The sequence below is a fragment of the Deefgea chitinilytica genome, from assembly GCF_016881405.1.
In the GTDB taxonomy this organism is placed as follows: Bacteria; Pseudomonadota; Gammaproteobacteria; order Burkholderiales; family Chitinibacteraceae; genus Deefgea; species Deefgea chitinilytica.
Window position 1 is genome coordinate 48077 of sequence record NZ_WOFE01000001.1, and the last position, 26180, is coordinate 74256.

The 26180-nt window shown below is 44.3% G+C and carries 24 protein-coding genes, 1 pseudogene and 1 riboswitch; of the genes and pseudogenes, 17 read left to right on the plus strand and 8 right to left on the minus strand.

Features of this window, described 5'->3' with window-relative positions:
* Both GM173_RS00230 and GM173_RS00235 read right to left on the minus strand, forming a co-directional pair.
* A complete protein-coding gene (locus GM173_RS00230; RefSeq protein ID WP_203569329.1) occupies positions 1-681 on the minus strand; it encodes a TIGR01621 family pseudouridine synthase in 681 nt (226 codons plus the stop codon).
* Positions 678-1145 (minus strand): DMT family transporter, encoded by a 468-nt coding sequence (locus GM173_RS00235; RefSeq protein WP_203569330.1) that lies wholly within the window; start codon positions 1143-1145, stop codon positions 678-680. Before GM173_RS00235 ends, GM173_RS00230 begins: the two co-directional genes overlap by 4 nt.
* A 227-nt stretch (positions 1146-1372) precedes the next feature.
* On the opposite strand from GM173_RS00235, the gene GM173_RS00240 reads away from it, so the two are divergent.
* A complete protein-coding gene (locus GM173_RS00240) occupies positions 1373-1696 on the plus strand; it encodes a rhodanese-like domain-containing protein (protein ID WP_203569331.1) in 324 nt (107 codons plus the stop codon).
* A gap of 70 nt (positions 1697-1766) precedes the next feature.
* On the plus strand, positions 1767-2093 hold the full coding sequence (locus GM173_RS00245; RefSeq protein ID WP_203569332.1) for an antitoxin Xre/MbcA/ParS toxin-binding domain-containing protein: 327 nt from the start codon (positions 1767-1769) through the stop codon (positions 2091-2093).
* A gap of 93 nt (positions 2094-2186) precedes the next feature.
* Here GM173_RS00245 and GM173_RS00250 read toward each other — a convergent pair whose 3' ends face one another.
* Complete coding sequence (locus tag GM173_RS00250; RefSeq protein WP_203569333.1) at positions 2187-4178, minus strand: peptidase U32 family protein; 1992 nt, start codon at positions 4176-4178, stop codon at positions 2187-2189.
* Between the two features lie 234 nt (positions 4179-4412).
* Here GM173_RS00250 and GM173_RS00255 point away from each other — a divergent pair, with 234 nt between their 5' ends.
* A complete protein-coding gene (locus GM173_RS00255; protein ID WP_203569334.1) occupies positions 4413-5294 on the plus strand; it encodes a transporter in 882 nt (293 codons plus the stop codon).
* Positions 5295-5415: 121 nt separating this feature from the next.
* Here the strand turns inward: GM173_RS00255 and thiC are convergent, their stop codons facing one another.
* Entirely contained in the window at positions 5416-7341 is a 1926-nt protein-coding gene (thiC, locus tag GM173_RS00260; protein ID WP_203569335.1) for a phosphomethylpyrimidine synthase ThiC, read from the minus strand.
* Positions 7342-7440: 99 nt separating this feature from the next.
* Positions 7441-7595, minus strand: a riboswitch (TPP riboswitch).
* A gap of 90 nt (positions 7596-7685) precedes the next feature.
* Between thiC and GM173_RS00265 the strand changes: the two genes are divergently transcribed.
* From GM173_RS00265 to GM173_RS00330, 14 genes and pseudogenes are all read left to right on the plus strand, one after another.
* On the plus strand, positions 7686-8318 hold the full coding sequence (locus GM173_RS00265; RefSeq protein ID WP_203569336.1) for a protein-L-isoaspartate O-methyltransferase family protein: 633 nt from the start codon (positions 7686-7688) through the stop codon (positions 8316-8318).
* Positions 8319-8407: 89 nt separating this feature from the next.
* Positions 8408-9202 carry a glycosyltransferase family 2 protein gene (locus tag GM173_RS00270; RefSeq protein ID WP_203569337.1) on the plus strand — a complete coding sequence of 265 codons (795 nt, stop codon included), beginning with the start codon at positions 8408-8410 and terminating at the stop codon, positions 9200-9202.
* Positions 9203-9284: 82 nt separating this feature from the next.
* Positions 9285-10400: a glycosyltransferase family 4 protein gene (locus tag GM173_RS00275; RefSeq protein WP_203569338.1), complete on the plus strand. Its 1116-nt coding sequence runs from the start codon at positions 9285-9287 to the stop codon at positions 10398-10400.
* Positions 10397-11458 (plus strand): dTDP-glucose 4,6-dehydratase, encoded by a 1062-nt coding sequence (gene rfbB / locus GM173_RS00280; protein WP_203569339.1) that lies wholly within the window; start codon positions 10397-10399, stop codon positions 11456-11458. The genes GM173_RS00275 and rfbB overlap by 4 nt, the downstream gene beginning before the upstream one ends.
* Positions 11459-11460: 2 nt before the next feature.
* A complete protein-coding gene (rfbD, locus tag GM173_RS00285; protein WP_203569340.1) occupies positions 11461-12375 on the plus strand; it encodes a dTDP-4-dehydrorhamnose reductase in 915 nt (304 codons plus the stop codon).
* Between the two features lie 9 nt (positions 12376-12384).
* Positions 12385-13269, plus strand: a complete 885-nt coding sequence (gene rfbA, locus GM173_RS00290) for a glucose-1-phosphate thymidylyltransferase RfbA (RefSeq protein ID WP_203569341.1) — start codon at positions 12385-12387, stop codon at positions 13267-13269.
* Between the two features lie 81 nt (positions 13270-13350).
* Positions 13351-13896 carry a dTDP-4-dehydrorhamnose 3,5-epimerase gene (rfbC, locus tag GM173_RS00295; RefSeq protein ID WP_203569342.1) on the plus strand — a complete coding sequence of 182 codons (546 nt, stop codon included), beginning with the start codon at positions 13351-13353 and terminating at the stop codon, positions 13894-13896.
* On the plus strand, positions 13896-14714 hold the full coding sequence (locus GM173_RS00300) for an ABC transporter permease (protein ID WP_203569343.1): 819 nt from the start codon (positions 13896-13898) through the stop codon (positions 14712-14714). The genes rfbC and GM173_RS00300 overlap by 1 nt, the downstream gene beginning before the upstream one ends.
* Positions 14704-16056, plus strand: coding sequence for an ABC transporter ATP-binding protein (locus GM173_RS00305; RefSeq protein ID WP_203569344.1), 1353 nt, complete (start codon positions 14704-14706; stop codon positions 16054-16056). The genes GM173_RS00300 and GM173_RS00305 overlap by 11 nt, the downstream gene beginning before the upstream one ends.
* Positions 16049-17143: a DUF4915 domain-containing protein gene (locus GM173_RS00310; protein WP_203569345.1), complete on the plus strand. Its 1095-nt coding sequence runs from the start codon at positions 16049-16051 to the stop codon at positions 17141-17143. The genes GM173_RS00305 and GM173_RS00310 overlap by 8 nt, the downstream gene beginning before the upstream one ends.
* Positions 17133-18119 carry a glycosyltransferase family 2 protein gene (locus GM173_RS00315; RefSeq protein ID WP_203569346.1) on the plus strand — a complete coding sequence of 329 codons (987 nt, stop codon included), beginning with the start codon at positions 17133-17135 and terminating at the stop codon, positions 18117-18119. The genes GM173_RS00310 and GM173_RS00315 overlap by 11 nt, the downstream gene beginning before the upstream one ends.
* A gap of 10 nt (positions 18120-18129) precedes the next feature.
* Positions 18130-19335, plus strand: a complete 1206-nt coding sequence (locus GM173_RS00320; RefSeq protein ID WP_203569347.1) for a glycosyltransferase family 4 protein — start codon at positions 18130-18132, stop codon at positions 19333-19335.
* 2 nt (positions 19336-19337) lie between these two features.
* A complete protein-coding gene (locus tag GM173_RS00325) occupies positions 19338-20288 on the plus strand; it encodes an NAD-dependent epimerase/dehydratase family protein (RefSeq protein ID WP_203569348.1) in 951 nt (316 codons plus the stop codon).
* A 51-nt stretch (positions 20289-20339) separates the two neighbouring features.
* Positions 20340-20535, plus strand: a pseudogene (locus GM173_RS00330) (transposase); the annotation flags it as partial.
* Between the two features lie 310 nt (positions 20536-20845).
* Here the strand turns inward: GM173_RS00330 and GM173_RS00335 are convergent.
* The 4 genes from GM173_RS00335 to GM173_RS00350 are packed head-to-tail and all read right to left on the minus strand — an operon-like array spanning position 20846 to position 26176.
* Complete coding sequence (locus tag GM173_RS00335; RefSeq protein WP_203569350.1) at positions 20846-22870, minus strand: ArnT family glycosyltransferase; 2025 nt, start codon at positions 22868-22870, stop codon at positions 20846-20848.
* Position 22871: 1 nt separating this feature from the next.
* A complete protein-coding gene (locus GM173_RS00340) occupies positions 22872-24200 on the minus strand; it encodes an NAD(P)/FAD-dependent oxidoreductase (RefSeq protein WP_203569351.1) in 1329 nt (442 codons plus the stop codon).
* 9 nt (positions 24201-24209) lie between these two features.
* The gene (locus GM173_RS00345; RefSeq protein ID WP_203569352.1) at positions 24210-25178 is read right to left on the minus strand and encodes a lysylphosphatidylglycerol synthase transmembrane domain-containing protein; all 969 of its coding nucleotides are present in this window, start codon (positions 25176-25178) and stop codon (positions 24210-24212) included.
* A complete protein-coding gene (locus GM173_RS00350) occupies positions 25175-26176 on the minus strand; it encodes a glycosyltransferase family 2 protein (protein WP_203569353.1) in 1002 nt (333 codons plus the stop codon). Before GM173_RS00350 ends, GM173_RS00345 begins: the two co-directional genes overlap by 4 nt.
* Between the last annotated feature and the right edge of the window lie 4 nt (positions 26177-26180).

The following is a 26180-nucleotide window of genomic DNA, read 5'->3' on the forward strand; positions in this document are numbered from 1 at the left end:
TTATTTGGGCCACGCTAAATCCCAAGGTGCAGGCAATTGCTGCAATTGTGCTTGACATTCTGGTGATTGAAATTGCGTGCCAAAAGTCGGTTGGCAAATATACCTGTGGGTATTGCCAGCTAAGTTAAATTCAATAGCGTATGCATGCAGATACCCACGATCTGCATTGCTGCTAGCATACCGGCTATCGCCTAAAATCGGGCTTCCCAAACTTTTCAGCGCCACGCGTAATTGATGTGTGCGCCCTGTGCGCGGGCGGAGCAAAAACAATCGCAAACCTTCGCCAAGCCCATAACTAAAAAACTGCGTGGTTGCCAATTGCCCGCCAGAACGAACGAATTTCCAATTGCCGCCACGGCCTTTTTCCATCCCGCCTTGAATCTTGCCTTGTTTTTTGTTGGGTTTGGCGTCAGAGATCGCGAGGTAAAATTTTTCAATCCGATGTTCAGCAAATTGCTCACCCAAGCTGCGCGCGGTTTCGGGATTGCGGGCAAACAGCAGCAAGCCGGACGTCATTTTATCGAGGCGATGCACGCTCAGCAGCGTGTCTATTCCCGTTTGTTGGCGCACCAGCTCAATTAGACTGACCTGCTCATCATTCTGATGAAAATCGAGTCCGGCAGGTTTATCAATCAGGACAAAATCGTCGGTCAAGGCCAAAATGGGAATCGAGGTCGTCATTTCGCTTTGAACCACTCATGACCAAAATTGACCAGCAGCACGCCGATAATCACCAGTGCCGCGCCCAATAGGCGTGGCCAGCTGATTTCTTTAATCGGCATCGCCAGCCAGCCAAAGCGATCAAACAACATCGAGGCGATAATTTGTCCGGTGATAATCAGCGACAGCATGGTGGCCGCACCGAGTTTTGGCGCTAACAATGTCGTACCAAATACAAACAGCGCGCCTAATAGGCCGCCCATCAGCATCCACGGCTCTGCTTTCGGTAGCTCGAATAAGGCCGTGAGTTTTTGTCCGGTCGCCAGTGCGATGCAGAACAAGGCCAGTGTGCCGACTGAAAAAGAAACCAGCGCCGCCAGCACGGTGCTGTGGCCGATCACGGCTTTGAGTTGATGATTGATCGCGGCTTGCAATGGCACGACCAGACCAATCGTGAGTGCAAGCAGGCTGTAAAAATAAGTCATAGCAAAGACTCAAAAAGGGAAGGTGTCGCTATGGTACTGCAATCATTCCGATTCGCGGCATGAGAAACGAGCTGGAAATGTGCAAACAATCGGCTTACAAATTCATTTGCACTGCTGGTTAATCTCATTTACCGTGAAATCACCCTATTCATTTTGCTACGATGTTTGAACTTGATAGCAGAATTTCTCTCTGATTCGAACTACACTCATTTAGACAAAGGAAAAACATGCAACACATCAGCCCGAGCGATTTACATGCGTGGTTACAAGATAGCCATCGCGCCGCGCCGCTGTTACTTGATGTACGCGAGCCGTGGGAGGTTGCGCTGTGCCATATCGCTGGCAGCCAAAATATCCCGATGAATCATATTCCGAACGAGCAAACGCGCTTAGATCCGGATGCAACGTATGTCGTGATTTGTCATCACGGTGTACGCAGCTATCAAGTGGCAGGGTTTCTGGAGCGACAAGGTTTTGACAATATGATTAATCTAGATGGTGGGGTCGCGGCGTGGGCAGATGTGGTGGATCCGAGTATGGCGCGTTATTAATCATCAAGGTATATCAGTAGAGACATTGATTTTAATGATTTAGATTGATATACCATATTGAATGAGAAATATGGATTTAACTCGAATCGGTCAATTTTTTGAATTGTTAGAGCGCGAGCTGGCAGGTCAGCCTGACTTGCATGCTGATTTGCTGGCCGTCGTGCAATTTGAGCCACAAGTTTTATTGCCGTGGCTGGGGGTGCTGAATATGGCTGAGCAAAAATTGGGTAGTTTGGAGTTGGTGGCGAAGTGGCTCAGCTGCCCGCACGCCGAACTGAATGGCTCGCCTCCTGCGTATTGGGTCGGGCGCCCTGAAGGAACCGAGATGGTGCGAGAGTTACTCGAAAAATATCCGCTGCCGCCGTGGCGGCAGCGCGGTTTCACAGAAAACCAGTAGCCTACAAAAACACGAAAGGCACGAAAAGACTAACAAGGCTTGTGAGGTTTTTGCCTGTGTGTCTGCCTTTCGTGGATGGCGCGGTTTTGATATTTAGTGGCTATAACCTTCTGGCTCAGGCTTGGCTTTGTGGAAAGTGATCGTTTGTGTTGGAATAATCGACGGCGGCGGTGATTTTAGAATGTGCGGTTTCATTTTGCCCATCACGTGCATTTCGCACGGTTTGCAATCAAATACCAGCGTGTAGCTTTCTTTGTCGTTCGCCAAGGTCATCGGTTCGGCTTTGATTTGGCCTTTCACCCCAATCACACCTTTGGCCTGTTTCGGGCACAGTTCAAACGAAAACCGCAGGCAATGCTTGGTAATCATCAGCGGCACTTCACCCGCTTCTTCGTGCGCTTCATAAGCTGCGGCGATCAGTTTTACGCCGTGCTCGTGGTAAAACTCGCGGGCTTTTTTGTTATACACATTGCCTAAGAACGACAGTGTTTCATCCGGGTAAATCGCCGGAGGCTCGACCGGTGCTTTGCGTTCTTGCCGTGGCCATGCTGCAACGCGGGCGAGTTCGAGTTGCTCAACCGCTTCGCGGCGCAGTGCGTTGATCGCCGAGGCCGCCACATGCCACGGCTGGCTTAGGTTGAGCGACACATCTTCCGCGTAAAACATCGTATTGCCCAATTTGCCTAAGGCCCCAATCAGACCACTCCACGCTTTATCGGGATTGTTGGAGATTTCTAGCGCCATAGTGGCGTTAACAGTTACCGTACAGCCGTCTGCATCGGTTATCGTGAGTGCTAAGCCATCGGTGGTTTCCGACAAATTGAGCCAGACGCCGATTTTACGCTCAGCGGATTTTTTGTTAAGTATCTGCTCCCAAGCATGATCACGATTGCGGTTCATGCCAATACCTGCTTTCAGGCCGCTCAATTCGCTTATCGGTTCGTTCGGGAATACGCGAAATAACCCTGTTGCTTTATCGATGGCTTCCACTGTGTTGGCTTGCACGCCGACCACTTCGCGCTTTTTCATGTAGTTCAGACCATCGCCGTTCGATAGCGGCTCGGCCGGATCAATGATTTGAATTTCAAAGAACTTATCGGCCACGCGTGTCACTGTACCAATCGGCAAGCCCACGTATTTCGGCGAATCAAATGCGCCAATGTCGGTTTTGCGTTCCGTTGCGAAATAATCGGTATGACCACGGTGGAAGGTTTTATCGACGTTCGGTGTAAAGAAAATCTCGCTACGGCCACTTGAGGCGGGCGCGAGATCAGGCCGTTGCTCGAGGATTTTGTCGAGGTGCTGGCGATAATGCGCAGTGATGTTTTTGACATACTGCGCGTCTTTATAACGGCCTTCGATTTTGAACGAGCGCACGCCGGCATCAACGAGCAGCGCCAGATTGTCGGTCTGATCGTTGTCTTTCATCGACAGCAAATGCTTGTCGAACGCGACGACTTGGCCTTTGTGGTCGGTCAGTGTATACGGAAGGCGGCAAGCTTGTGAGCAGTCGCCGCGGTTGGCACTACGATTGGTCGCGGCGTGACTGATATTGCATTGGCCTGAAAACGCGACGCACAGCGCGCCGTGGATGAAGTATTCAATCGTTGCGGTATCGCCAATCGTCGCGCTGATTTCGCGGATTTGCTTCACGCCCAATTCACGCGCCAATACGATTTGTGAAAAGCCTGCATCGGATAAAAACTTCGCTTTAGCTGGATTGCGAATATCGCACTGTGTACTGGCGTGTAGTTGAATCGGTGGAATATCGAGTTTCAGCACGCCCATGTCTTGCACGATCAGCGCATCCACACCCGCTTCATAAAGCTGAATAATTTGCTGCCGGGCTGGTTCTAGTTCGTTGTCGTGCAGGATGGTATTGAGCGTAACGAATACGCGTGAGTGGTAGCAATGCGCAAATTGCACGAGGCTCGCAATGTCTTCGATGGGATTGCTGGCATTGTGCCGCGCGCCAAAGCTCGGACCGCCGATATACACCGCATCCGCGCCGTGCAAAATCGCTTCGCGTGCGATGTCGGCGGTTTTAGCGGGGGCAAGCAATTCGAGTTGATGCGGCAAAAGCATGGGGCAATCCAAAACAGGTAAGCGAAGGGGCGGAAGTATAACGTATTCAATGGCTTAGCGGTGCTATTGGTGAAGGTGAATTTATCAGGGGGCTCGTCATTGCCGTTTTTTGACTTTTGCCATAGTGAATCAAAATGAAAAAAGCAATTTATATGCTGTATTTGATCTGATATAAGGTAAAGTACTTATTCTATTTCATCTGGTTTATTAAGTATTTGAGTGGATCGTCGGCAAATGAAGCAATTGAATGTAGTACTCGCAGTCGCGGGGCTGGTGTCGAGTTTAGCAGCCCATGCGGTTGATCCGCGCCAATACGGCGTGGTGGCTGACGATACGAGCCGAACTTCTTTGCGTTATCGCCTGCAAGAAAAGGAATCACCCCGCGGGCCACGCGTGATTGAGGTTGAAGAAAAAGAGAGTTTGAGTATTCGGCACGCACAGTATTTTTCAATAGCAGATCGCCTTGCCTATGCATCGATACAGTTGCCCTATGTGACGGTCGACGAGTCATATCGAAATTCACGCCGCCCTAGCTCAGAGGCTGATGGGATTGGTGACGTGATGCTGGGTTTTGGTATCGGCGTTTATCGGATGTCTGCTTTGAGCCAAGAAGCGCTCAAAACGTATGATCGCAACGGCTTAAGTAGTGGTTGTGCGCTTGCGGTAAATATTCCGACGGCGTCTTATCAGAAAAAACAATCGACCAATATCACTAATAATCGCTGGATGGTGATGCCTGAGTGTCAATTGGGCTGGACGCAAGATCAGTGGGTACTCGAAGGCACGCTGGGCATGAATTGGTTCTCGGATAATACCGACTATCAAACTGGCACGTTCGAGCAGGAAAATATCTACAAAGCCAAGGCAATGGCTAGCTACAGCGTAACGCCTGCGACTTGGGTGGCGGCAACACTGGAATACCAAAATGGCGGCGAGGTGACTCGCGGTGGTCGCAAGGATGGTGACCGTCTAAATAATTGGTTGGCTGGTGCTGCGATAAACTTCCGTTTACCGGGGCAAAATAGTCTACGTCTAGTCGGAGAGTGGCCAATAAGCACCGCCAAGGGGGCGAGTGAAAGCAAGGAAATTTCCGTGGTGTTTTCGCATACTTGGTGAAATTAAAAACTTCAGTTGAATCACAAATGGCGCACAGCCGAAAGGCCAATAAAAAACGCAGCATCCAATTACTGGGTGCTGCGTTTTTCATGGGGTATTGCTATCTAGCTCTTATTTATTATTACTGTTTGTGATATACCTCTGCACCCGTTTTGACGAATTCGATTGATTTGGTTTCCATGCCTTTCTTCAAGGCTTCGATTTCGCTGATGCCTTGATTGGCGGCGAATTCGCGCACGTCTTGGGTGATTTTCATCGAGCAGAAATGCGGGCCGCACATTGAGCAGAAATGCGCGACTTTCGCGCTGTCTTTCGGCAAGGTTTCATCGTGGAAATCACGTGCACGATCGGGGTCGAGACCGAGATTGAACTGATCTTCCCAGCGGAATTCGAAACGTGCTTTTGACAATGCGTTATCGCGAATTTGCGCGCCCGGATGACCTTTGGCCAAATCAGCAGCATGGGCTGCTAATTTATAGGTGATGATACCTTCTTTCACGTCGGCTTTATTTGGCAAGCCCAAATGCTCTTTTGGCGTCACGTAGCAGAGCATCGCGCAACCATACCAGCCGATTTGCGCCGCGCCGATTGCTGAGGTGATGTGGTCGTAGCCTGGGGCAATATCGGTCGTCAATGGGCCCAGCGTGTAGAACGGCGCTTCGTGGCACCATTCCAATTCTTTATCCATATTCTCTTTAATCAATTGCATTGGTACATGACCAGGGCCTTCGATCATCACTTGTACATCGTGTTTCCACGCGATTTGCGTCAATTCGCCCAGTGTTTTGAGCTCGCCCAATTGCGCTTCGTCGTTGGCATCCCAGATCGAGCCAGGGCGCAAGCCGTCACCCAAACTAAAGGCAACGTCGTAGGTTTTCATGATTTCGCAAATCTCTTCGAAGTGCGTGTACAAGAAGTTTTCTTTGTGATGCGCTAAGCACCATTTGGCCATGATCGAGCCGCCGCGTGACACGATGCCGGTCATTCGGTTGGCGGTCATGGGTACATATTGCAGCAATACGCCAGCGTGAATCGTAAAGTAGTCAACGCCTTGCTCAGCTTGCTCGATCAAGGTGTCGCGGAACAATTCCCAAGTGAGGTCTTCGGCCTTGCCGTTTACTTTTTCGAGCGCTTGGTAGATTGGCACGGTGCCGATTGGCACTGGTGAGTTGCGCAAAATCCATTCGCGGGTTTCGTGGATGTTTTTACCAGTCGACAAATCCATAATCGTGTCGGCACCCCAACGGATACCCCACGTCATTTTGTCGACTTCTTCGGTGATCGATGAAGTGACTGCTGAGTTACCGATATTGCCGTTGATTTTCACTAGGAAATTACGGCCAATAATCATCGGCTCTGATTCTGGGTGATTGATATTGTTAGGGATGATGGCACGACCGCACGCAATTTCGCTACGCACGAATTCTGGCGTGATTTCATCGGGCATATTCGCGCCGTAGTTTTCCCCCTTGTGTTGGCGGTTCATCATCGCCAGCATTTTTTCGCCCGTTGGGCTGCTCTCACGCAAGCTTTGCAAGTATGCCGCACGGTTCATATTCTCACGAATCGCCACGTATTCCATTTCTGGTGTGATGATGCCTTGACGGGCGTAATGCATTTGCGACACATTTTTACCAGCAATCGCTTTGCGGGGTTTGCGTTGCAGTTCAAAGCGCAAAATATCAAGGCTTTTATCAGCTTCGCGCATGCGGCCGTATTCGCTAGTGAGTTCTGGCAACACTTCGGTGTCGTTACGCTCGGCAATCCAAGCAGCGCGAATTGGCTCTAGACCTTTACGCACGTCAATTTTGGCTGCAGGGTCGGTGTAGGGGCCAGAACAGTCGTATACATAAATCGGTGGGTTTTTTTCAACTGCACCGCTGATGCTCATTTGCAGCGGCGTATCCGCTTGGCTGATTTCACGCATCGGTACTTGAATATCGGCGCGCGAGCCTTGCACATAGATTTTGCGTGAATTAGGGAGCGGTTTGATCGCGGCTTCGTCGACGACGGCCGAATCGGCGGAAAATTCTGCTTTGGCGTTCATTCTGATTTCTCCAGTACCCTTACGCATCAGGTGATGAGTAAGTTGCGCTCGCTGGCGCAATTCATATTAAAAAGGGTTTGGCGCAGGAGAAGGGCAGGAGAGTGCAGCTGCTCGCTTTCCTACGCCGGTATTAACCGGGTCAGGTTCCAAGGGTATCTCTCATCCAATTTCAGCCGTTTTCCGGTAGTGCATTCGCCCCAAAAGACGATTTAACACAAGAAAAATGACTTAAATTAGAACCCCTAGCGATTCATGAATGTGAAACTAAAAGAGTTGTGGGATAATTGCAAGATAAATTCGAATAACCAACAGCCGTAGTCGGCTTGTTTTGAGGTAAAACAAACATGGATTGGGAAAACGCGCGTTATCTTTTAGTCGAACAACAAATCCGCCCGTGGAATGTGCTGAATCCTGTAGTACTTGATCGCATCCTAAAAACGCGTCGTGAAGACTTTGTGCCACAGGATAAAAAAGAGCTGGCTTTTGTCGATGTCGAGCTGCCATTGGCTAATGGTGCAGTGATGTTGGCTCCCAAAGTAGAAGCGCGTTTCTTGCAAGAAATTGATTTGAAAGCAACGGATAAACTCTTGGTGGTTGGCGCAGGTGCGGCTTACCTTGTTGCGCTTGCAGCGGGTCTCTGTTCGCAAGTGGTTGCCGTTGAGAGTGATGCAACGCAAGCTGAATTGACTAACTCACAATTGAAAGCCGCTGGCATCAAAAATGCCCGCGTTGAAGTGGGTGATGTATTAGCTAAGCACGCGAGCGGCCCATTTGATGCGATTATCGCCACTGGCTCATTTGCTACGGTGCCGAATGAATTGAAAGAGCAACTTGCTGCGAACGGCCGATTGATCGTGGTGGTGGGCGAGGAGCCGATGATGCACGCAACACTAGTCACAACTGATGCTAGCGAGCGCCAAGTGTTCGATTACAATTTGCCGCGCTTGCAGCGTGAAGCTGCTGTGTTTGAATTTTAATTTTTATTCGTCACAATAATTAAATTAATGGGGCACGCCTAACGTGCCCCATTCTTATTTTGCAGAATTGCTTTGGATTGCATCGCTTTATGTCAAAATTTTCAGTCGGCTTGGTCGTGTATAAGACGGATGTTTCCGAGTTAGTAGGACTGTTTGATTCACTTGCTCAAGAGCAATTTTTATCGCAAATGTTTGTTTTTGATAATGGTGGTGATGAGCAATTAAAAAGTGAAGTTCAAAAGCGTGGTTGGTGCTATCTCAGTTGCGGTGAGAATATCGGTTTCGGTGCCGCCCATAATCGTATTCTGGCTCAATTGAATACCGAACATGGTGAGTTTCACTGGATCGTGAATCCAGACTTGGCGTGGGAGGTATCACCGACCTTGGCGATGATGGACTATTTAATAGCGAATCCAGACTGCGGCGCAGTAATGCCGGATGTGCTTAATTTAGATGGCTCAAGGCAATTTTTAGCAAAATCCTTACCCACACCGTTAATTTTGTTGGGTAGACGTTTTCTTGGCAATTCTAAAAAAATGCAAGCCAAAGTTCACCGCTATGAAATGCGTGATCAATCCTATAGCGCGCCATTCGAGCCGGCTCTGATTTCTGGCTGCTGTTTCTTTACGCGTCAAGCAGTGTTGCGTGAAGTTCAAGGTTTTGATGAGCGGTATTTCTTATATCTGGAAGATTATGACTTGTGCCGTAAGGTTTGGCGGGCTGGTTATCGTCTGGTTGTGCTACCTAGTGTTCAAGTAAATCATGGACATGGACGAGCATCGTATCAATTCGGTAGGGCTTTATGGTTGCATATTCGTTCAGCCTGTAAGTATTTTAGCAAATGGGGCTGGTTTATAGATGCAGATCGACGCCCAAGAGGGTGATGTGTTTGTAAGGTTTTGCTTTTGTTGCTTGTCATTAAATGTAGTAATATCGCAACTTAATTTTGCCTGTAGAAAATTCTGAGTGTCCGCTCTCTATCTCACATTATCGTTCGTGCTGTCATTTTTGGCCTGTTTGCTGATTGTTCGGTATGAGCACACGCACGCTCATTTAACGGCCGATCATGATTTGACTGGTCCGCAAAAAATCCATATTCATCCTGTTCCCCGAGTTGGTGGTTTAGCGATTTCCTTGGCTTTTGTTATTGGTATCTTGCCCGGCTATTGGTTTGAGAGTCGCACTGATATTCATGGTGTGCTGCTGCTGTTTGTAGCGGCCCTGCCATTATTTATTGGCGGTCTGCTGGAAGATATTTTAAAAATTGGTCTAGTCAAAACGCGTTTAGCCGCGATGGTGGTCTCTGCTATTCTTCTTATTTTCTGTAATGGCTGGGTCGTATCTCGCTTAGATATCCCCTACGAGCATTTGGTGCTGGTGCCTATTGTGATGTACTTGCTGACTATTTTTGCATTAGCTGGAGTAGTCAATTCATTTAATTTTATTGATGGATACAATGGATTATCCGCAGCTGTATCTATCATTATGTTGGCGTCGTTGGCTTATGTGGCCTTAAAAATTAATGACAGAATTATTTTAATTACCTCAATCACAATGATTGGGGCAATTTTCGGGTTTTTATTATGGAATTGGCCACGTGGGCTGATTTTTTTAGGTGATGGTGGGGCTTATTTTATTGGCTTTATGATTGCGTCATTGTCGATTGCGATTGTTTATAGAAATCCGAATGTGTCGCCTTGGTATGCATTGGTATTGATGCTGTATCCGATTGTTGAAACCGTGTTCACGATTAATCGTCGCCTACATCGGCAAGATAATCCTAGCTTGCCGGATGCTGCGCATTTGCACCAACTCATTTATAAGCGAATGATGCGCTGGGCAGTCGGTAGCCGATTACCGCGCGATAAAATGATTCGCAATAGCATGACTTCGCCGTATTTATGGTTTTTATCATCGTTGGCTGTGATCCCGGCGACATTATTCTGGTCGCAGACGGTGTGGTTGCAACTGACAGCATTGTGTTTTGTGATTGGCTACGTGTGGTTGTATCGAAGCATTGCGCAATTTCGTTCGCCAAAGTGGCTTATTTATAAATCAAAAAGAAAGAAGAGTAAGAGATGACAATTTTAGTAACGGGTGGTGCGGGTTTTATTGGTGGCAATTTTGTTTTAGATTGGTTAGCCAACTCTGATGAGACCGTGATTAATGTTGATAAGTTGACGTATGCCGGTAATCTAGACACGCTAAAAGGCTTGGATGGCGATACCCGTCATGTTTTTGTTCGCTCCGATATCGGTGATCGTGAAATCATCAGCAAGCTATTGGCTGAACATCAACCGCGTGCTGTGATTAATTTTGCCGCCGAGTCGCATGTTGATCGCTCAATTACGGGGCCGGGTGAATTTATTCAGACCAATGTAGTGGGCACATTTAATTTACTGGAATCGGTACGTGGCTATTGGAACGAACTAGCAACGGAAGCCAAATCGTCGTTTCGTTTTCTGCATGTGTCAACTGATGAGGTCTATGGTACGTTGGAAGTCAACGATCCGCCTTTCTCTGAAACCAATACCTACGAGCCCAATAGTCCTTATTCAGCTTCAAAAGCCGCATCGGATCATTTAGTGCGTGCTTGGCACCATACCTATGGCTTGCCTGTACTGACGACCAATTGTTCAAATAACTATGGCCCGTATCATTTCCCTGAGAAATTAATTCCTCTGGTCATTTTGAATGCACTAGCTGGTAAAGCTTTGCCGATTTATGGTGATGGACAACAAATCCGTGATTGGTTGTTTGTGAAGGACCACTGTTCGGCCATCCGCCGCGTCTTGGAAGCGGGTCAAGTGGGTGAAACCTACAATGTCGGTGGTTGGAACGAAAAAGCTAACCTTGATGTCGTCAAAACAATTTGTAGTCTATTGGACGAATTGCAGCCCAAAGCTGATGGCAAACCGTATGTTGAGCAAATTACTTATGTAACTGATCGCCCTGGCCATGATCGCCGCTACGCGATTGACGCCCGCAAGTTAGAGCGCGAATTGGGTTGGAAACCGGCCGAGACTTTCGAATCGGGCATTCGCAAGACGGTAGAGTGGTATTTGGCTAATCAAGATTGGGTGAGTAATGTAACTAGCGGAGCATACCGTGAGTGGGTATCAACCCAATACGGTGCTTGAGCATGTCATTGAAGGCAATACCTAAGATACTCGTCACTGGTAAAAATGGCCAAGTTGGGTTTGAGCTGCAACGCAGCCTCGCCATACTGGGCGAGGTGATTGCCGTAGATCGCAACGATTGCGATTTATCTAATCCTGCAGCGATTTGTGAGTTAGTGCAACGGATCCGCCCTGACATCATCGTTAATCCTGCCGCGCATACGGCCGTTGATAAGGCCGAGTCTGAAGTAGAGCTTGCCACATTGCTGAATGTTACTGCGCCGCAAGTCTTCGCTGAAGAAGCGGCGAAACTCGGTGCCTTGCTCGTTCATTATTCGACTGACTATGTGTTTGATGGCACGAAAGACGGTGAATATTTAGAAAGTGATGCGACTAATCCGCAATCGGTCTATGGCAAGACCAAATTAGCGGGGGAGTTGGCTGTTGCCGCAGCCAATCCACGACATTTGATTTTTCGCACGAGCTGGGTGTTTGGCGCGCATGGCGGTAATTTTCTCAAGACCATGCTGCGTTTAATGCAGCAACGGGACACGCTGAGTGTAGTCGCCGATCAAATTGGAGCGCCTACTTCTGCTAGTATGATTGCCGATGCAACGGCACAGATTATTGCGCAGTATTTACGGTCAGCAGATCAAGCTCAGTTTGCATTTGGGACGTATAATTTGGTTGCCGATGGCGAAACCAGTTGGCATGGGTATGCTTCACTAATCAATGATATTGCTGTTGCTCAGGGCTATACACTTAAAATTAGAGGCTCAGATATTAAGCCAATTCCTGCCAGTGATTACCCAGTTCCTGCACCTCGCCCTGCGAATTCACGTCTTAATACGCAAAAATTAGAAACGACGTTTGGTCTAGTATTACCGGAGTGGCAAGCTGGTGTACACAACGTCATGACATTATTGAAACAAGTTTAGGAGCCGAGCATGGCTAATCGTAAAGGCATAATTTTGGCGGGTGGCTCGGGTACTCGCCTGTATCCAGCCACTATTGCAGTCTCTAAGCAATTACTCCCGATTTATGATAAACCGATGATTTATTATCCGCTTAGCACTTTATTGCTGGCGGGTATTCGTGACATCTTGATTATCTCTACACCGCAAGATACGCCACGTTTTGAGCAACTGCTCGGCGATGGTAGCCAATGGGGTATCAAGCTGCAATACGCTGTGCAACCTAGCCCTGATGGACTCGCCCAAGCATTTATCATCGGTGAAGACTTTATTGGCCAAGATGATGTTGCACTCGTGCTGGGCGACAATATTTTCTACGGCCATGAATTTGCTGGCTTATTGCAAGCCGCATCAGCTAAAGAAAGTGGTGCCAGTGTATTTGCATATCATGTGAATGATCCAGAGCGCTACGGTGTCGTAGATTTTGATGCAAGTGGCAAAGCACTTTCGATTGAAGAAAAACCCGCTAAGCCGAAATCAAACTATGCTGTGACGGGGCTGTATTTCTATGACAACAGCGTCATTGAAATTGCCAAAAATATCAAACCATCACCGCGCGGTGAATTAGAAATTACCGATGTAAACGGTGTGTATTTGGCGCAAGGAAAGTTGGATGTGCAAACCATGGGCCGTGGCTACGCTTGGCTTGATACTGGCACGCACGAATCAATGCTTGAAGCGAGCCAGTTCATCCAAACCATCGAAGCAAGACAAGGCTTAAAAGTGTGTTGCCCAGAGGAAATCGCGTATCGGCAGGGCTGGATTGATACTGAGCAGGTAGAAAAACTCGCCCAGTCGTTGAAGAAAAATGCCTATGGACAGTATCTATTGCGCATGATTAAAGAACAGATTTATTAATAGGAGTTATGAGTAAGGGGGTGAATAGGTAATTAAGGACTTAGTCTTAATCCCTATCCCCCACTCCCTACTCCCCGAATTATGAATATCATTGATACCGACATTCCAGATGTAAAGATCATTGAACCTGCAGTGTTTGGTGATGAGCGTGGATTTTTTTATGAAAGCTTTAATCACGCCAAATTTGAAGCTGCGATTGGCCGTGAAGTTCAGTTTGTACAAGACAATCATTCGAAGTCCGTGAAGGGGGTTTTGCGTGGATTGCACTACCAAATTCAGCACCCACAAGGAAAATTGGTTCGCTGTACACGGGGCGAAGTGTTTGATGTCGCCGTCGATCTGCGTAAGTCATCACTGAACTTTGGTAAATGGGTTGGTGTAACGCTGAGTGAAGAAAACAAACGACAGCTGTGGATCCCAGAAGGCTTTGCCCATGGCTTTGTGGTGGTCAGTGAGGTTGCGGAGTTTCTGTACAAAACGACGGATTATTGGTTTCCGGAGTTTGAGCGGAGTTTACTTTGGAGGGATACTGATTTGAAGATTGATTGGTCACTGGATTGTGAACCGGTATTGTCGATAAAAGATATGACTGCCAGTCAATTTTTTAACGCTGAGGTGTTTGCCTGATGCAGTCTTTTACATGTGCCCCAGTTGAAATTTTTAATAGTTTTTGGCGCAATCGAAGCTTGATCAAGGCTTTAGTTCAGCGAGAAGTCATTGGTCGCTACCGAGGCTCGGCCTTGGGTATTTTATGGTCATTTTTTAATCCCATTTTTATGTTGGTCGTGTACACCTTTGTATTTAGCGTAGTTTTTAAAGCGCGCTGGAGTGGTGGAAGCGAGTCACGCACCGAATTTGCTTTAGTACTGTTTGCCGGTTTAATTGTATTTAATCTGTTTGCTGAGTGTGTGAGCCGAGCACCCGGATTGATATTGGGAAATATCAATTATGTGAAGAAAGTTGTGTTTCCTCTTGAAATATTGCCTTGGGTATCTATTGGCTCTGCGCTATTTCATCTATCGATTAGTGTTTTTGTGTGGTTAATATTTTATATGATTGAAGTTGGACTGCCACATCCGACGATTTTTCTCTTACCCATTGTGTTGTTGCCCATTCTAATTTTGATTATGGGGCTGAGTTGGATGTTGGCATCGTTGGGAGTTTATTTAAGGGATGTGGGACAGATTGTGGGTATTTTAATTACGGTACTAATGTTTTTGTCTCCGATTTTTTTTCCGATCGATGCCCTGCCGTTGAATTACCAAAAATTCATGCTGATGAACCCGCTCTCGCCTGCAATCGAGCAGATTCGTGACATTCTGTATTGGGGCAAAATGTTCGATTTAAAAATGTATGTTGTTTATTTGCTTAGTAGTTCAATGATTGCTTGGTTGGGATTTGCGTGGTTTCAAAAATCAAGAAAAGGATTTGCGGATGTCCTCTGATTTTGCAATCAAAGTCGAAAATTTAAGTAAGTGTTACCATATCTATGATAAGCCACGTGATCGTCTTATGCAGATGCTATTACGCGGAAAAAGGAAATATTTTCGCGAGTTTTGGGCGCTGAAGGATGTCTCTTTTGAAATCAAAAAAGGAGAAACGGTTGGTATCATCGGACGAAATGGTTCTGGTAAATCAACGTTATTGCAGCTAATTTGTGGAACGCTTAATCCAACGCAGGGTGAAATTAAGACCAACGGTCGGGTTGCTGCGTTGTTGGAGCTTGGGGCAGGTTTTAATCCAGAGTTTTCCGGTCGTGAAAATGTCTACATGAATGGTGCAATTTTAGGCCTGTCTCGTGAAGAAATTGAAGAGCGTTTTGATTCCATTGTTGAATTTGCCGATATTGGGGATTTTATAGATCAACCTGTAAAAAATTATTCAAGCGGGATGGGGGTACGATTGGCATTTGCTGTCGCCATTAATGTCGATCCGCAGATTTTAATTGTAGATGAGGCGCTCTCTGTAGGAGATGAATTATTTCAGCGGAAATGTTTTTCTAGAATTGAAGCAATAAGGGCAAAAGGAGCAACAATTCTATTTGTATCGCATTCAGGTGGTACAATTGTTGAATTGTGCGATAGGGCAATTTTGATTGATGCTGGTGAACTTCTTGTTATTGATCGGGCGAAGCCAGTTGTTGGATCGTATCAGAAATTATTATATGCACCAAGTGATAAATATTTCGATACTAGAGAAGATATTAAAGATGCGCATGTATATAAAAAAATAAAAGCTAGTAATAATCTAGAAATAGAAAACGGAACAGATTTTAAGGAGTGTGATCTTGAAGAGTGCTTTGATGAGAATTTGAAGCCGCTAAGTACAATTGAGTATGAATCAAGTGGCCCACTGATTGGAGATGCTGGGATATATAACTTGGAAGGAGTAAAAGTTAATTCTTTAGTTAGTGGAAGACGGTATGTTTTTAAGTATGATGTCGATTTTATGAAAGTAGCTTTTCTTGTGCGTTTTGGTATGTCAATAAAAACATTGACTGGATTTTCAATTGGTGGTGCGTTGAGTGCGTTTAGTGCAGGTAAAGCGATTTCAAAAGTTGAACTAGGAAGTCGTATTCAAGTGGCATTTGAATTTGATTGCAATTTGAACGCGGGTACCTTTTTTATGAATGCAGGCGTTTTTGGTTGCATGCAGGAAGATTTGGATGAGACGATCTTGCATCGGAAAACAGATATTATTGCTTTTAGGGTGCTGCCTCTTTCTGATTGTTATGAAACTGAACCTGTGTGTTTTAAGTTTTTTCCTGTGGTTAGTATAAATGCATAATTTATTTAGTTCTCTATTTGTCTCTTGTCCAAATTCAGGGGGCCTTTTTTATATTCATAATGGTCTTGTATTTCAGCTTGATGATATAAATACAACTGGATTTGATATTAAAAATGGTTGCATGTTTCGAGGCATACAACCTGATGAAATTATGAGTTGTGGCTCTGTTGCCAGTATTGATTGGCTCTCATTAGAGGGAGTTGGCGATGTGCACGATGTACTTTTTAGAGATGATTATCTTTATGCCGTGAGTACAACGGATAACTCGGTTACGAAATATGGGCGAAGTGGTGAAGTCGTAGAAAAGTGGCAGATTTCAGGTGAACCTGATTCTTCTCACATTAATTGTTTAGGTGTCTTTCGTGATGAAGTATATTTTTCTGCATTTGGTGATTTTTATTGTAAACGAGAATACAAAGGAAACACAAAGTCAGCTGGATATATACAGAATTTATTATCGGGTGAGAGATTTATTACTGGATTGTCTCAGCCTCATAGCATTGCGGAGTGCAATGGTCGATTGTTAGTTGCTAATTCTGAAATGAAAGAATTGCAAGAGTATGACCAGTACGGTGTTTTAATTCGGAGCCAGACGTTTCAGGCATACACTCGCGGGATTTGTATTGATAAGGATATTATCTATCTTGGGTTAAGTTGTTCGCGAAATATTGAAGAAAATTTATTGTCGTCTGCAACTTTAATTGCTCTTGATAAAGATAGCTGGAGTGAGCTTGGACGAATTTGTTTGCCTGCAAAAGAAATCTATGATATTAAAACATTGGAGAATAATGAATTTTTGCCCTCCGTTCTTGCGAATATTTGTGCTGGATCATCACGTTACAAAATGAAATTAATTAGTGACGTTAACAGTAATGCAAATGCCCAGATTCAATATCGTGAAGATTTGGTAGTTGAGTTAAATAAGAAAGTGGATGAATTGGATGAACTCGTTTTTAGTTCTAAGAATGAAGTTGCAAGCCTAAAAGTTACCATAGAACGATTACAGAATTCAACATCGTGGAAAGTTACAGCACCGATGCGTTACTTGTCTGGGTTTATAAAACAAGGAAAACGTAGTGGAGAATGAGTATAAAGTTAGCGTTGCGATTTTAACAAAAAATCCAGGGCAGATATTTTATGATGTCTTTGATGCTGTTCTTAAGCAGGAAACCCCTTGGCCATTTGAAGTAATTGTAATTGATTCTGGCTCAGTTGATGGGACGGTTGAGTTTGTAAAAAAATATCCGCAAGTTCGCTTGCTTGAAATTTCATCGGCTGAATTTGGTCATGGCAAAACGCGCAACAAAGCGATTGAAATGGCAAATAGCGAATATGTAGCAATGCTAACGCATGATGCTAAGCCTATGGATTCACTTTGGTTAGCCAATCTTGTTTCTGTTGCAGATGTTGATTCTAATATTGCAGGTGTATTCGGTCGCCATATCGCCTACCCAACTGCCGATGCATTGACTGTTCAGGAGTTGGAGTGTCATTTTAGCGGGTTTTCTGGGTTTAAAGTAGTTAATAAAAATGATGATATTGAGCGTTATGAAAATGATTTGGGGTGGCGTCAATTTCTTCACTTTTTTTCGGACAACAACTCGCTAATTAGAAAGTCGGCATGGCTGTTGCATCCGTACCCTGATGTTGATTTTGCTGAAGATCAGTTGTGGGCAAAAGAGATTATTGAGGCTGGCTGGAGTAAGGGATATGCGGAGAACGCGGTTGTTTTTCATTCGCATGATTACACGATATTTGAGCGTTTTCAACGTAGCTTTGATGAATCTTATGCCCTTTTCCGCTTGTTTGGTTACCGCCTCTGTCCAACCCTTGCTCATTTATTTGGTAATTGCATAAGAATGACAGTGAGAGATACAAGATTTCTTTTAAAGAAGTATGGTTTTATTGGTGGTGTGATTCGCGGCACTAGAGCGCTTTTTGATAATTTTGCACGTTTGTTTGGGCACCACCTTGGTTACTTTGGCGACAAACTCTCGCCGAGAATTATATCTATCATTTCGCGTGACAAACGGTTGCAGGCCGGCTTGTTGAAGAAAAAATAAGGCAATTAATGTGATTTATCGAAAAATTAGGACTTTATCCAGCCATTTTCGGCGATATGGGTTTAAATCATCCTTTGATCTGGTGAAGGGGAAATTAAGGTCGGGTGGTTTTCTTCGTGCGCTTCAAAAGACGAATGTTGTTGAGTTCTACGATTTCGTGAAGATTAACCCTTTTGGCTCTCAATACACAGGTGGGGATGTAAAGAGTGTTACTTGGTTTATTCCTGCGTTTGGATATGGCTCTGGTGGGCATTTAAATATATTCAGGTTTATTGCTGGGCTTGAAAAGAATGGAATTGAATGCAGGATAGCGATTGTTAATGATGAGAAATCTGACTCGGCAACTAGAAAAAGACAAATTTGCGAATGGTTTGTTGAATTAAAGGCTGAGGTTTATACCGATTTAAATAAATTACCTGAATGCCATATTGCGTTTGCTACGTCATGGCAAACTGCATATTACGTGAGAAATTTTAAATCAACTAAGCATAAATTATATTTTGTGCAAGATTTTGAACCATGGTTTTATGCTGTAGGTAGTGAGGCTATTTTAGCTGAAAATACATACAAATTTGGTTTTGTAGGTGTAACTGCGGGTGATTGGTTGAAAGATAAATTGCGTATTGAGTATGAAATGGAGACTACCTCGGTTGGTTTCTCATACGAAAAAGATATGTATTATCCGAGACCTAGATTAGATGCTGATGTTAAGTGTATTTTTTTCTACGCACGCCCTCCTACGGCGAGGCGTGCGTTTGAGCTTGGCTTGTTGGTGCTCGATCAGGTCGTTAAAGTATTGCCAAATGTGAAAGTAATTTTTGCGGGATGGGATGTATCTAACTACCACATTCCTTACGAGCATTTAAATGCAGGAACTTTGTCATTGGCTGAGTTACCTGATTTGTATTCGCGGTGTGATGTGGCACTCGTATTATCATTTACTAATCTTTCGTTATTGCCATTGGAATTAATGGCGAGTGGGGTGCCTGTTATTAGTAATTCGGGACCTTGGGTTGAATGGTTACTCAATAAAGAGAATTGCATATTGACAGATGCAACCGTTGAGGGTTTGAGTGCTGGTTTAGTTTCAATTTTGAGTGATGAAAAATTGCATAAAACAATTGTAGATGCTGGAATGAAGTTTGCCGCATCTACTAATTGGGATGTGGAGACTGATAAGCTCTGCACCGTTATCAAGAAGTATGAAGCTAAATAAAAATGAAAAAATGTCTTGTATTGGGTGGTGCTGGTTTTCTAGGTTCTTCTTTAGTAAACAGCTTGTTGGCTGCTGGTCATGGGGTGCGTGTTTTTGATAGAGCAACAGCAATTGAAAACTTGAGTGTGATTGAAGTAAGTGAACTCGTTGAATACGTTTCTGGCGATTTTACCGATAGTGTTGATATTGAAAAAGCATTGGATGGGATTGAAGTTGTATACCATTTGATATCAACGACATTACCTCAGTCTTCGAATGAAGACATGCAGTTTGACGTGAATAGTAATGTGATTTCAACATTGAAACTGCTTGAACTCATGGTTGCAAAAAATATTAAGAGAATCATTTTTTCTTCGTCAGGCGGAACAGTATATGGTTTACCACAAACTCCTATGCTTGATGAAAATCATCAAACGAAACCGATTTGTTCGTATGGAATTACCAAGCTTGCAATTGAAAATTATCTATACCTGTTTAAAAGGTTGTATGGTTTAGAGCCAATTATTTTTCGCGTTTCAAATCCTTATGGTGCGGGCCAGAGGGTTGATCGTCCACAGGGCGTAATCGCGGCATTTATTCAAAAAGCTTTGACGGAGCAAGAAATATCAATTTGGGGCGATGGTTCGGTGATCCGAGATTACATTTATATTTCTGATGTAGCGGATGCCTTCGTGCGTGCAATTGATTATACAGGAGGAGAAATTCTCTTTAATCTTGGCTCAGGTCATGGTGTCTCTTTGAATGAAATAGTTGCAGATTTATCTCTATTGATCGGTCGATCACTTAACGTGCGCTACTATCCTTCTAGATCTTTTGATGTTCCTTGCAATATTTTAAGTGTTGAAAAAATATGGCGAGAATTTGGTTGGGAGGCTGCGATTAGCTTGCATGATGGGTTAGCGCTTACGATTAATTGGATTAAAAGTGAAACCGAAAAGACATTTATACTTTGATGGGCTTTGTTGCACAAATCTGCAGCATAGTGCCGCTGTTAGAATAGCGGCATGAGCAAACCAGCACCCAACAATTACAAAACTACCAACTGGCCAAGGCTATCACGCCGCGTTGAAATCGCGTGGCGCATTGATGATTTGGCTCGACCCAACGCTGAAATGGACTGCCGAACCCAGTGGCAAGCGCGGGCGAAACCCCACTTTCAGCGACGCTGCCATCCAATTCTGTCTCACCATCACTATGCTCCCAAGAATCGCAGCTCCTGTTCAACGTGGATCGGTCGGATGCTTACAGTCAATCGCTACGACTCAATCTAAGTGGTGGGAAAATGGTGGTAATATTATAGATGAAAATGAATAAAGCCCTGAATAATCAGGGTTTTAGTTTTTAATGTTGGTGGCGGGGTACTCGCCCGCCTCCGACAGTAGCATGAACGTACGCAAAACAGCCTGCAGGTACTCTTGCGAGCTGATGCGAAAGGTTCATCAACTGTGAAACCAAAGAATCTAATGCGCGCGACAAAGTCCACATTGCGATAATGTGGAGCCCTAGGGGACTAGGGACACCCAGGTGTGAATGAAACGCTCTTGTTAGAGTATTTATAGTTGATGCAAGTTAAAATATTTCCAGAATCATCATGGCTTTCCCACGTACTGACTCCACCACCTGAAAAGAAATGTATTTCAGCAGAAACTACTTCCGAAACCCCTAAATCAAAATATCTATAATGATTATCCGTCAGATCAGGCAGTGAGAATTTTTTTGAAAATTTAGATCCGTCACTTGAAAAAACAACGAGCTCAGCTTCGCCAGCGTTTTTGCGCATATGCGTTCCAAACATAATGCCAATGTTTTCCAAGCTTTGAGGATTTTTCCGTCCATCGAAAACTAAATGCAATTTTATCGGGTCGGCAACCTCCAACTGCTTACTTGGGACCATTCTTCTTTCCCGTAAAAATATAGCTTCAGATGAGTTAATAAGACGATCCGATCTTACATATAGTGGACTTGAATCACTAGTACGAGTGTAATTTGAATTGATTAAATCAATTACGCAAGGCTCATAATCCGTCATTGCGTATTTGTCCCATACTTTCCAATTATCAAACCAAATCAAGGATGGCTTACGTTCTTTGATGTCACCGCACAAATCGATTTTGTATCCATCAATCGGATTTCTATTATATGCAGCCTGCCAAGGAAGGTAGTAGTAATGACCTGAAACGGGCAGCACTCCATTTTTAATATATATACTCGGATTAAAAATCAAGGCCAAGAAGTCATTTTTACTATTTGCTATCAAACTTACAAGGCCAGTGTCAAAATCAGGCCTCATGTAACTAATATACTTAGGGAAATCTTCCGACTTCACACCATGCGGACTTGAAATTGCATCAGAGCTCGCCTTGTTAAATATGAATAGAACAATTAAAAAACCAAATAAAAATCGGAAGAAGGCATTGGGACCTGATTTACAAATATATTTCTGCAAGAAAAGTGATGACGTAGCAGAAAAAATACCTAGGCCGGCAATCATAAAACCGACCCCATGAAACCCAGTTCCACCGCGAGGACTAAGAAATACGATAGAGAGCGCAAAAAGAAAAACGCTCAACCAGAGAAGCAATGTGTTTTTATTTTGATCTGCAAAACCGACGACACTCAAGGCCATAAAGGCAGAGGCGATCAGCATTATAAGAATGAAAGAATGCAAAATTCGATCAGGATTAAATCTAAAAACAAAAAGATTCCTCAATGAACTCAATGAAAATCCTATAAATTGAGAATAGACTTCTTGGTTAAAATAAAAATGATAAACAAGAAAACCCTTTAAATCAGCAAAGCTATAAAGCCAGAGCAATATTATTGCCAGCGCAAAGGATGCACCCAGAAAAAATAATAATAGACTGGATTTTGCATATGAAATGCCGGCTAACCGATACGCCAATAAGACAGACGCAGTAGAAACGAATATAACTGACAGACCAAATGCGTAAGCTGTAAAACACATTGTTACCGCAGAAAAACCTGAAATCACTATTCCCCAGTTCGTTGCACGCTCACCCAGCACTAAAGGCAAAAAGAGCTGCGAGAAAACTATGACGAATAAAAACCCACCTATTTGGTGATAAAGAATCATGTGAGTGCCTTGGAGCACCCAAATTACTGATAGAAGGGTCAAAAATATCCCCGTTCCAATCAATTTAACTGAGGTCGACTTGAAGACTGGTGACAAATAAATAGAAACCGCTGAGACGAGTGCCAAGACCACCATGAACCAGCGGATTTGAGAAAAATCACTTGCACTAATCAACACCGAGTAGGCATGAGAAATAATATAAGGAACCGGACCATGATGGGCGAATATGTCCAAATACAGCCTCATCCCCTCATTTATCATTTGCGCAGCAACAAACTTTTCGGACTCATCACCAAACTCAAAAGTGTTAATCCCCTGTTTCGCCTTGGTTAGAAAGACAAAGAGTCCAAATAAAGCAAAAACAAATGCAACAAACAGAATAGATCTACGGCTATTAATAAAATCCCAATAGCTACTTTTTTTAACTATCGCCTGAAACATTTTAATTACCACCATTGCAAATCATCTCTGAAATCCTTACACCAATTCTTCTACCTTCTCTGATAGCATAGTTTGTCCCTCGATCTTCAGGATAGATCTGCGCCATCGAACAAAGATGCATGCCTTCGGGTCCATCCTCACTTGGAATTAATGAACCATAATATTTTTCAACGACTGGCTGGGACCAGCGAGCTTTCCAAAGATGGTGCTTATGCACCAAAGATTTTTTAAAACTAGGGAACATTTTTTGGAGGTATGGAATTGCATACTCCAAAAATTGGTCCGCAGCCATTGAGTAAAGCTTGTCGGTGTGAGGTAAGTATTTTGATAAATATACAATGTGGCGCCCACCATATGTTTCCGGCCGTTCAAAATTGGTATGCTCGATGACGCCAACAAAAGGGAAGGTTGGATCATTAACATTCAACCAATATGTCTTTGATAATGGCTCATCGAGCTCCAATACCAGACATATATTACCAATGTATTGAATCCTGTTAAGAGCCTGAAGGTATTCAGGGGGCGCCCAGCTTTCAATCATCTTAGCTGTTATAGGCAATGAAGTTGTGAAAAGAATCCTATCGGAAGTAATTGACCCGGATGACGTTTCAACTAGCCATTTATCCTCATGCCGCTTAGCTGCGACCACAGCCGAATTTAGCAAAATTGTCCCACCGAGATCTCGAATCTTTTGTGCAAGGGCCTCAGCCAGTGCAACAAAGCCGCCCTTAAAGTAAGCTAACCGCTCTTCTCCACCTTTTCCTCGGCTACCTCCACGTAGCTTCAGCTTGTTCCAGAACCAAACAGCAGATACATCTTCTGCGTATGGGCCGAATTTTCCCTTTAATAGGGGCTGCCAGATGACCCTGTAAACATTCTCTCCACCTAACTCATTAAGCCATTCGTGAGCAGTCTTACTTTCAAGTGCCTTCCAATCTTTAACGCGTCTTGCTCTCAACGCTAGCAGTCCTAAACGGATTCGATCTGTAAAAGAAAGGGGTTTAAAGTTTAGCAAATCCCATGGAGTTGAAAGTCTAAAAAAATTATTCGCATAGTACACCCCGGTATTTGTTGGATTAATTTCAACTCTATCTTTTAGACCCAGCTCCGCTATCAATGTCATCACATCCAAATCATTGGTAAACCAGTGATGATAGAATCTATCAAGCTTTTCACCTTCCACATCGAAGGCAGCTGCAAGCCCGCCAACCTCACCCTCTGATTCAAGTACAGTTACTTTGACCCCTTTTCTTGCGAGTTCGTAGGCTGCAGATAGTCCGGTAAATCCTGCGCCAACAATTGATACATGTGTTTTTGTATAGTCAGTCATAATTTTTTCTCAGTTCTTTGGAATTTTTATTGGATTTGCAATTAAATAGATGCCCCCAGCGAGGCTAGGAGGCAGCCACAAAACCGCATGAACAATAAATGCAAAAGCCACCGAGCTAGTTGTTGAGTTGCCCATGGCGATCATCGATTGTGCCGTGAAATAATCGAATGTTCCTACATAACCTGGCGTACTAGGTATCACGGTAGCAAGGGTGCCAACTGGTAGCGCAACCCAAGAGGCAAGGTCATTTGATATATCAGGCAGCGATAGAGCCACGAACCAAAAAACCAATCCTTCACTAATCCAGGCAATAAATGACCAGAGAACCAGTTTAATAATTGTTGTCCTTTGTGATGTGTGGCCTAGAGCAACAAAAATTTTTAACAATTCTTCTTTGAATTTTGTGCCTAATCTAGTATTTAGTTTATAAATTAAATCTGCGATGAAGAAAGCAGGCTTCTTGAAAGTCCCTGGAAAAAACAGTAAGAATAAAATCGCAATTGCTGCGAATATCAATACGCTACCTTCAACACCAACTAGGGCCGAGGAGTCCATTCCAAAATAGGTCAAGGCAATTCCAAGAGACGAGACAACCATTAGCAGATCTAAGAGCCGCTCGACAAATAACGAAGTAAGCGAAGTAGAAGCGCTAATTTCCAAACGGCTGTTGAAAGCAAAGGCACGGAGGATATCGCCCGCTCTGAACGGTAAAATATTGTTAGCCGCAACACTCGCCATTAAAGGTCCAGAGCAGTTTTTCCATTGAAGCCGAGGGTTTTCTTGCAGCAGCATTAAACGCCACCTCTCGAGTCTGCAGCAATAGCCAGCAAAGAAAACAAATATCACCCCTGCGATATATGGAATCTTTACCTGCTTAAAACTAACGATCAGATCGTGAAAGTTGACATTTTTAAAAATTAGCCAGACAAAAAATACGGCAACCACAGCGCCGATTAATGTTCTTGATATTTTTTTCATCGCGGCGTTTTATACACTACTGGACTGCGAGAGATGGCTGGGCCATTTTCATGAAATCCTACGTACTCCTGAACTACATACAACGGCCTATTTTTTATTTCATTATATATTCGCCCGATGTACTCCCCAAGAATACCAATACATACCAGCTGAACCCCGCCTATAAACAGCACGGCGATCATTAGCGCCGTCCAACCTTCTACCCAAGTGCTTGTAAATACCCTTAAAAATAGAGCGTATGCAATTCCCATCAATGCTATTACCGCTGAAATCATCCCTACACCAACAGACATTTGTAGCGGCTTTGTAGAAAATGATAAAACGCCATCAGTGGCAAAGCGAAGCATTTTTTTTAGCGGATATTTAGACTGCCCAGCGAAACGCTCTGCTCTTTTATATGGCAAAGCAGTTTGTTTGAAACCTACCCAGCTAACCATCCCGCGAACAAACCGATCACGCTCCGGCATTGCTCGCAATGTATCGACGACTGAGCGGCTCATCAAACGAAAGTCACCAGTGTCTAGAGGAATTGGCACGTCGGAAAGTTTGTTTAGCAGTCGATAGAAACTACGCGCTGTGGCTAGCTTGAACGCGGATTCCCCGGGTCTTTCGGTACGTGTACCATATACTACATCGTAACCGTCTCTCCATTTATCAATCATCTGGTGAACCACCTCTGGAGGATCTTGTAGATCAGCGTCTATCAGAACAACGGCGTCACCAAGTGCTGCATCAATACCCGCAGTTACTGCTATCTGATGACCAAAGTTGCGTGCAAAAAATATCACTTTGACTCTGGCATCGTCAGCCGCAAACTTTTTAAGCAACTCTCGAGTTTTATCTTTACTACCATCGTCAATAAATATTATTTCAAAATTTAAGTCTTTTAGTTCTTGACAAAAGATATTGAGGCGTTTAAAAGTTTCTGAAATTACTTCTTCTTCGTTGAAGCACGGAACTACAATTGAAAGAAGTTTCTTGTTTTCAGGAATTTGCATGGTA